Genomic DNA, 6,539 nt, shown 5'->3' with positions numbered 1-6,539 from the left:
TCCCCCAGTTGGTGGATTGGCATCAGCGATTCGGCCCCCGAGGTCTCGTCGTCATCGGAATCCACTCACCGGAGTTCCCATGGGAGAGACCCCTGGACAAGGTGAGGGCCGCCTGCCAGGAGTTGGGGATCGCCTACCCGGTCGCCCTCGATAACGACTTTGCCGCCTGGAAACGCTTTCGCACCCGCTACTGGCCCACCCTTCACCTCATCGACAAGCAGGGAATCATTCGCTTCACCCGGATCGGCGAGGGAGGATATGCCGAGATGGAGGCGACACTTCGCCGGCTTCTCGATGAGGACTAAACCTGCCCGTATTTGATTTTCCAATAAGACTCTGTTAGAAAAGCGCTCATGGGTAACGGGCGAAGAATCGCGATCAGGGTGCCCGCGTCGACCGCCAATTTAGGCTCGGGTTTTGATGTCCTGGGCTTGGCCCTGGGCTTGTACAACACGATCGAGATGGAGACGACCTCTCGGGGGGTCGAATTGACCGTCGAGGGGGAAGGCGCGGAACGCCTGCAGGGGGAAGGGAAAAGATCTCTGGTCGTGCGGGCCGCTGAAGCGGCGTTCGTCCATCTCGGGGTCACCCCCCCGGGCCTCAAGGTCCATCTCAAGAACGAGATTCCCCTAAAGCGCGGGCTCGGCTCGAGTGGAACCGCGTGTCTGGGGGGTATTATCGGTGCGGCTGAACTCACTGGACGTCCCTTATCTCCCCAAGAGATCCTCAAGCTGGCGCTCCCCCTCGAGGGACATCCAGATAACATTACCCCTTCGCTGGTCGGAGGATTAACCGCCTCCTGTCTCTCAGGGGGCGAGGTCCGGTACGTCAGGATCCCTCTTCCCGAAGCAATCACTGTTGTGGCGGTGATTCCAGAGCAGCAGTTGAGCACCGCTGAGGCCCGGCGGGCGCTCCCCCGGCAGGTCCCCTTTGCCGATGCGGTTCACAATGTGAGCCGGGTAGCCCTGTTGGTGGGGGCCATGGTGGCGGGGGACCTCAGCCTGCTGGATGAGGCCACGCGGGACCGCTTGCACCAGCCCTACCGGGCCAAACTCTTGCCGGGTATGGAAGAGGTCCTGGAGGTGGCCAGGCGAGGAGGCGCTCTGGCCGCTTTCTTAAGTGGTGCTGGCTCCACGGTGGTGGCTCTGGTGAATCAGGGGGCCGAGACGGTGGGGGCAGAGATGGCAGAGGCCTGGGCCCGCATAGGGTTACGGGCAGAGGTCAAGGTCCTCGCGATTGACCGAGAGGGGATACAGCTCGCATGACGGAGGCCAAACAGACAAAGTTGCTGTACTGTTTGAGTTGCGGCGAAGAGGTTTCCAATTACTCCGTGGGCGTGGGAAGTGCTGTCCGGGCAGACGATTCCCTCCGCCGGATGACCGAAGATTGCGCTCCGGCGCTGTATCTCAACAAGGGGAAGGACGTCGCTCCGCCCCAGCTGGCTGAACGCGTCAAGGATATCGTCCCTCGCCTGCTCAAGTCCGCTAGGGCAGCATGAGGCGACCTCTATTTTTATCTCCTGGCATATCTCGCCGAGATTTCTGGCAAGCCGCAGCAGCCAATTTTCTGTTTTTCTCCAATATTAGCGCCTTCAATCTCCTCCCCCTGTATGTGAAAGATCTTGGTGGGTCCGTAGCGCGCATCGGATGGATTATGGGAGTCTACAGCCTGGCCGCCGTCATCTTCCAACCTCTGGTGGGGCGGTGGGTTGAACGATTTGGAATCAAGCGATTTCTCCTTTTGGGTGGTGCAACGGGTTTCCTGGCCTCAGCGAGCTTCGCCTTTCTGACAGAGTTAAGTCCTCTCTTTTCCCTCTTCCGCTTTCTGCAGGGTTTCGGTTACTCAGCCTTCTTCATTGCCAATCTGACCCTCATTGCCGAAATTGCCCCGGCCAGACACCGGGCCGAGGCGGTGGCCATCTTCGGTATTTCTGGTCTCGTCACGATGGGTGCGGCCCCCGCCTTGGGAGAGCTCGTTATTCAGGCCTACGGGTATCCGACATTTTTCGTCTCGGCCTCTCTCTTCTCTCTCGGTGGTCTCTTGGTGGTCGGGGCCCTGAAGCCCCCGGAGGTCGTTCCCGTTGATCTCAATAAGCGGCAGAAGATCCTTCGGGGAAACATCCTTCTTCCCCTGGTCATCTCTGGAATCTTCGGGATAAGCATCGGAACTCTCTTTGCCTTCTTCCCCCCGTTTGCCAAGGGGGTGGGGGGGGTAGAGAGAGTGGGAGGTTTCTACATTGCGTATGCCTGCTCTGGAATCGGACTCCGGCTCCTGGGCCGGCGCTGGGCGGATAAGTGGGGGCGGTGGCAGGTGGTTATCCCGGCCCTCCTCCTTTATGCCCTGGGAATGTTCCTCCTTGTCTGGCCAGGGCCACTCGAGGCCCAGCTCTGGGTCGGGGCACTGACGGGCGGTGCTCACGGCCTTCTCTATCCTACGTTGGCCGCACTCCACATGGATCAAGTGGAACCCGGGCGTCGTGGGCGGATGCTGGGCCTTTTCAGTGGTGCCATCGTCCTCGGCAACAGCGTGGGTCCAATGACCATGGGGGTCGTGGCAGAGGAGATCGGCTATTACGGGATGTTTGGGCTGACAGGAATGCTGCCTCTCGTGGGGATTTTCTTGATCGTGTACTCGCTCATGCGGCAACACTAGGGGCCTGGAGTCCTTGACCCGCCGTCTATCCTATGATAAGAAAAGGCTGTGGAGGCTCTTGGGGGGGGAACCCTGGGAGAGGAGAAAAGTTTGGGAAAAGGCCCGTTGGCTTCTGTCGTTGTTATCCGAGATGCCCGGAAAGCGGACAATCAAGCGCTGATCGAGCTGGACCGACAGTGCGCCATGGGGGGACCGATCCAACTCGTCCTGGATCGATCGCCCGATTTTTTTGCCCGCTCCCGCGCTTACAGCGCTTTCCGCCTGTTTGTGGCCGAGGAGGAAGGGACCATTATTGGTGTCGGCGGAGTGAGTTTTAAGACCCTTCGGGTGAATGGGATAACAGGCTGCTGGGCCTACTTGTATGATCTCAGGGTGCGTCCGACCCATCGTCGGCGAGGGGTGGCGACCCTGGTTGCCGATGCACTTAGGGATGTGATCCGCGAACAGGGCGTCAGCGGGGCCTATTCCTGGGTTGTCGAGGGCAATACGCCATCAGAAACGTTTGTGGAACGTCGGGGGAGTACTCCCCGCAAGCGGGCCGCCCTTGCGCTCTTGCCTGATTCGGCGGGTGGAACATCTGACGGCTTCGAGCGGATCATGGAGCGAAGCGACGAGGTGGCTTCTCTCTTAGAAGCCACCTACCGTGCGTACCAATTCACGCCGCAATGGGATGTGCCAACCCTGTATAGCACGGTAGATCGGCTGGTCCCGCTGGGGTGGCAGGGGATGTATGGAAAGCGGGTTCAGGGAAGGTTGGCCGTATGCTTTGGCCTCTGGGATTACCAGGGGGTGATGCAGATGGTCTTTCGCGGCGGGGGATCGGAAACTCAGGTCCGTCCCTTCTTCCTTTACCCCTTGGGGTGGCGGGACCTGGAACATCTTCGGGAGGCGCTTTGCGCGGCCCAGGGCATGACTGCCGCGCAGGGCGGAACGTTACTCCTCTCGTATGTCCCGGGAGATCCACTGAGCGCCTTTGTCCCTGAGGAGGCTTTCCGCGTTGGAATGACGCTTTATGTGCGCGGGATTTCCCAACAAGAGAGGCAGACTGAGGGACCTCTCTTTATCGATCCCGCAGATCTATAATTTTTGAGTAAGGGATCAAAGGAGGCTGGACGCACGAGGAGGAAAAGGTGATGGAGGCGGAGGTTCTCAAGCGAATTAGCCGCGGGATTATCATGCGGACTGGGGCGTACGTGACCAACGATCACTTCATGATCTCATCGGGACGGCACGCCCGCGAGTATGTGGAGAAACGGCTCGTGACCACCGAGCCGGCCTTCACCGAGGGATTGGGGGAGATCGTCGCCGCGCACTTCGCCGCTTCCCCCGTAGATATTGTCCTGAGCTCAGGGATCGGTGCCACAACCCTGGGGCATTGTGTGGCCAGGGCCCATCCCTCTCGCCCCAAGCTGCTTTACGCAGTCAAGGGAAAGGGAAAAGAGGGAGAGACAGAGGTAACGCTTCCCCGGGAGTTCCTCCCCTTCCTGAACCCCCGAAGTTCTGCCTTGATTATCGAGGACATTCTGACTACCGGCTCCACCGTCCGCGCCCTGATTCGTTTGGTGGAAAAGCGAGGTGGACGGGTTGTCGGGATCGGAAGCCTGTGGAATCGGCACCCGGGAATCAAGTTTAGCTGCCCTTTCTTCGCGCTCGTGAGTCAGGACTTCCCCACGTATTCGCGAGACGCGTGTCCCCTCTGTGAGAAGGGGGTCCCAATCAACACGGAGTACGGTGTGATCGTGGGTGCGCCCCCTCGGCGAGTTCGGGGAGCGCGTGGGAAGGGACCCCGGTCCAGGGCTCGGAGGTGATGCAGATGGAGGGCCGCGGGGACCTGATCGAGCGGTTAAAGCGAAATCAAAATGAAGAGATCCGCATCTTCCTCGCCGAAGCCGGAATCGACGTTCAAGTGTTCCGTCGTACACCCGAGGGGGAGTGGGTCCCGGCAGAGGAGCGGTTGCAGATCCCGGCTGACCTGCTCGATCGGTTTCGAGAGATCCTCCACGAAGCCGAGGAGAGTTCGACCCTCGAGGGACGGGCCGCCGCCGATCGTGCCCCCTTTGCCAACGCGAGTGAGGAAGAGTTCGCCCGGATCCTGGACTTCTATCAGGTCGAATGGCAGTACGAGCCGAGAAGCTTTCCGATCGATTGGAACGGCAGCGGGGAAGTCACCGAAAGCTTCACCCCCGATTTCTATCTTCCGCAGTTCGACCTTTATATCGAGCTGACCACGCTCAAGCAGGACCTCGTGACCAAGAAGAATCGAAAGATCCGGAAGCTGCGAGAGCTTTATCCGACAGTGAACCTCAAAGTCTTTTACGGGCGGGATTATCGAAAGCTGCTGGAGAGGTTTGGAATTGCCCAAAAATAATGAGCCCCGAGTGACCCCATCCGACTCTCCACCTCGGTGGCCGGATGCCCTGAGACCCATACCCCCCATCGTACTGCATGAGGGGAAAACCCTGCCGTGTCCCAGAAACCACCGGTCCCCCCGGATCGAAAGACCCGGTATCACAATCGGATCGAACCTCTCGGGACTCACTATGAATATAGGACGTGGATACTGACGTGTCAAGAAAGCCATCCGGCCATGTCCAAGGCGAGATGGCCGATGATATTGCCGAGATCCTGATCCCAGAAGCAGAGATCCAGGCCAAGGTCCGCGAGCTGGGAAGAGCGATCTCGAGGGACTATGCCGGCAAGGACTTGGTGCTCATCAGCGTCCTGAGAGGCGGCTTTGTCTTTCTGGCCGATCTCTGCCGAGTCATCACGCTTCCGGTGACCATTGATGTCATGGCCGTGTCGAGCTACGGCCCCGATGCAAGACCGTTGGGGGTCGTCAAGATCCTCAAAGATCTCGATGAAAGCGTTACCGACCGCGAGATCCTTGTCGTCGAGGATGTCATCGATACTGGCTTGACCTTGAGTTACCTGTTGCGGAACCTCGAGCCGCGGGCTCCCGCGAGCCTGAAGGTGTGTGTCTTACTGGACAAGCCAGCTCGTCGCATTGTCGACCTCCCCATCGCCTATCGGGGGTTCGAGGTTCCCGACAAGTTCGTGGTCGGCTACGGTCTCGACTACCGCCAACGGTACCGGAACCTTCCTTACATTGGCATCCTAACCAAGGAGGCCGTCGACCGCTGGAACCGCCAGTAGGGTTATTCCGTTTCCCCCGCTCGTGATGGGCGGGGCGGACGGGGGCATCAACTCTGAATAGGCATGATAGGTGGTATGGAAAAACGTCAGCATTCACGCTTCGTCCTGCGAATGCCGGTACTCTGCGAGAGCCCGATGGTGCGCGATTATCGCACGCTCGGGATCACGCGGAATGTGAGCCAGAGCGGGCTGCTGGTCGAGGCCGTCCTGCCGCTCCCTCAGGGCACGTCGACGGACCTCTGCCTGCTCTCGGGAGATCTTGTTGCTCGGGCCGAGGCGGTGGTGGTCTGGGCGGCCGAGGGCTCCCCAGGCCTGATGGGCCTGCCAATACCCACGTATGCATGACCTATCCAGGAGATATATCATTATAATAAGACGGCCATTGGGTTCTGATCCCGCAAGCCCAATGGGTCCGAGGAGATCGAAACAGTCCACAAGAGGTCCACGAAAGGTCCTATTATTTTGCCAGTTGGAGACCATGCGGGGGTGGGCTATGCTGGTGAGTAATCGGCTCTGGCAGGTGAGGGAGATCACCAGGATCTTCCCGGAGGTTTCATCCAGGCGAGTGATGGGCTGGTGCGAGAAGGGGATCCTCTTCCCCCAAGGACGAAAGGACATCGTCTACGGGACCGGGACGCCGAGGGAATTTGATCTTCCGAACCTGATTGAGATTGAGATGATCCTGGCGCTGCAACAATTCCTAGGCGAGCAGCACCGGATCCAGTACGTGGTCG

General features: G+C 59.5%; 10 protein-coding genes. All 10 read left to right on the top strand.

The genetic code is table 11. The annotated features are described in order from the left end of the window. On the top strand, positions 1 to 305 hold a 305-nt coding region (locus O6929_12735; GenBank protein MCZ6481245.1), incomplete at its 5' end, for a redoxin domain-containing protein. A gap of 78 nt (positions 306 to 383) precedes the next feature. Then, a complete protein-coding gene (thrB, locus tag O6929_12730; GenBank protein ID MCZ6481244.1) occupies positions 384 to 1,265 on the top strand; it encodes a homoserine kinase in 882 nt (293 codons plus the stop codon). Next, the gene (locus O6929_12725; GenBank protein ID MCZ6481243.1) at positions 1,262 to 1,498 is read left to right on the top strand and encodes a hypothetical protein; all 237 of its coding nucleotides are present in this window, start codon (positions 1,262 to 1,264) and stop codon (positions 1,496 to 1,498) included. Before thrB ends, O6929_12725 begins: the two co-directional genes overlap by 4 nt. Next, entirely contained in the window at positions 1,495 to 2,652 is a 1,158-nt protein-coding gene (locus tag O6929_12720; protein ID MCZ6481242.1) for an MFS transporter, read from the top strand. The genes O6929_12725 and O6929_12720 overlap by 4 nt, the downstream gene beginning before the upstream one ends. A gap of 90 nt (positions 2,653 to 2,742) precedes the next feature. Then, on the top strand, positions 2,743 to 3,735 hold the full coding sequence (locus tag O6929_12715; GenBank protein ID MCZ6481241.1) for a GNAT family N-acetyltransferase: 993 nt from the start codon (positions 2,743 to 2,745) through the stop codon (positions 3,733 to 3,735). Positions 3,736 to 3,785: 50 nt separating this feature from the next. Beyond that, entirely contained in the window at positions 3,786 to 4,460 is a 675-nt protein-coding gene (locus O6929_12710; GenBank protein ID MCZ6481240.1) for a phosphoribosyltransferase family protein, read from the top strand. Between the two features lie 5 nt (positions 4,461 to 4,465). Continuing rightward, entirely contained in the window at positions 4,466 to 5,020 is a 555-nt protein-coding gene (locus O6929_12705; GenBank protein MCZ6481239.1) for a hypothetical protein, read from the top strand. A gap of 233 nt (positions 5,021 to 5,253) precedes the next feature. Further along, entirely contained in the window at positions 5,254 to 5,805 is a 552-nt protein-coding gene (hpt, locus tag O6929_12700; GenBank protein MCZ6481238.1) for a hypoxanthine phosphoribosyltransferase, read from the top strand. A 75-nt stretch (positions 5,806 to 5,880) separates the two neighbouring features. Beyond that, positions 5,881 to 6,150 (top strand): PilZ domain-containing protein, encoded by a 270-nt coding sequence (locus O6929_12695; protein ID MCZ6481237.1) that lies wholly within the window; start codon positions 5,881 to 5,883, stop codon positions 6,148 to 6,150. A 133-nt stretch (positions 6,151 to 6,283) separates the two neighbouring features. After that, on the top strand, positions 6,284 to 6,539 hold a 256-nt coding region (locus O6929_12690; protein ID MCZ6481236.1), incomplete at its 3' end, for a hypothetical protein.

The sequence above is a fragment of the Candidatus Methylomirabilota bacterium genome (genome assembly GCA_027293415.1).
Lineage (GTDB): Bacteria > Methylomirabilota > Methylomirabilia > Methylomirabilales > CSP1-5 > CSP1-5.
Note: the sequence above shows the minus strand (reverse complement) of the source record. Positions and strands in the feature narration are given on the sequence as shown.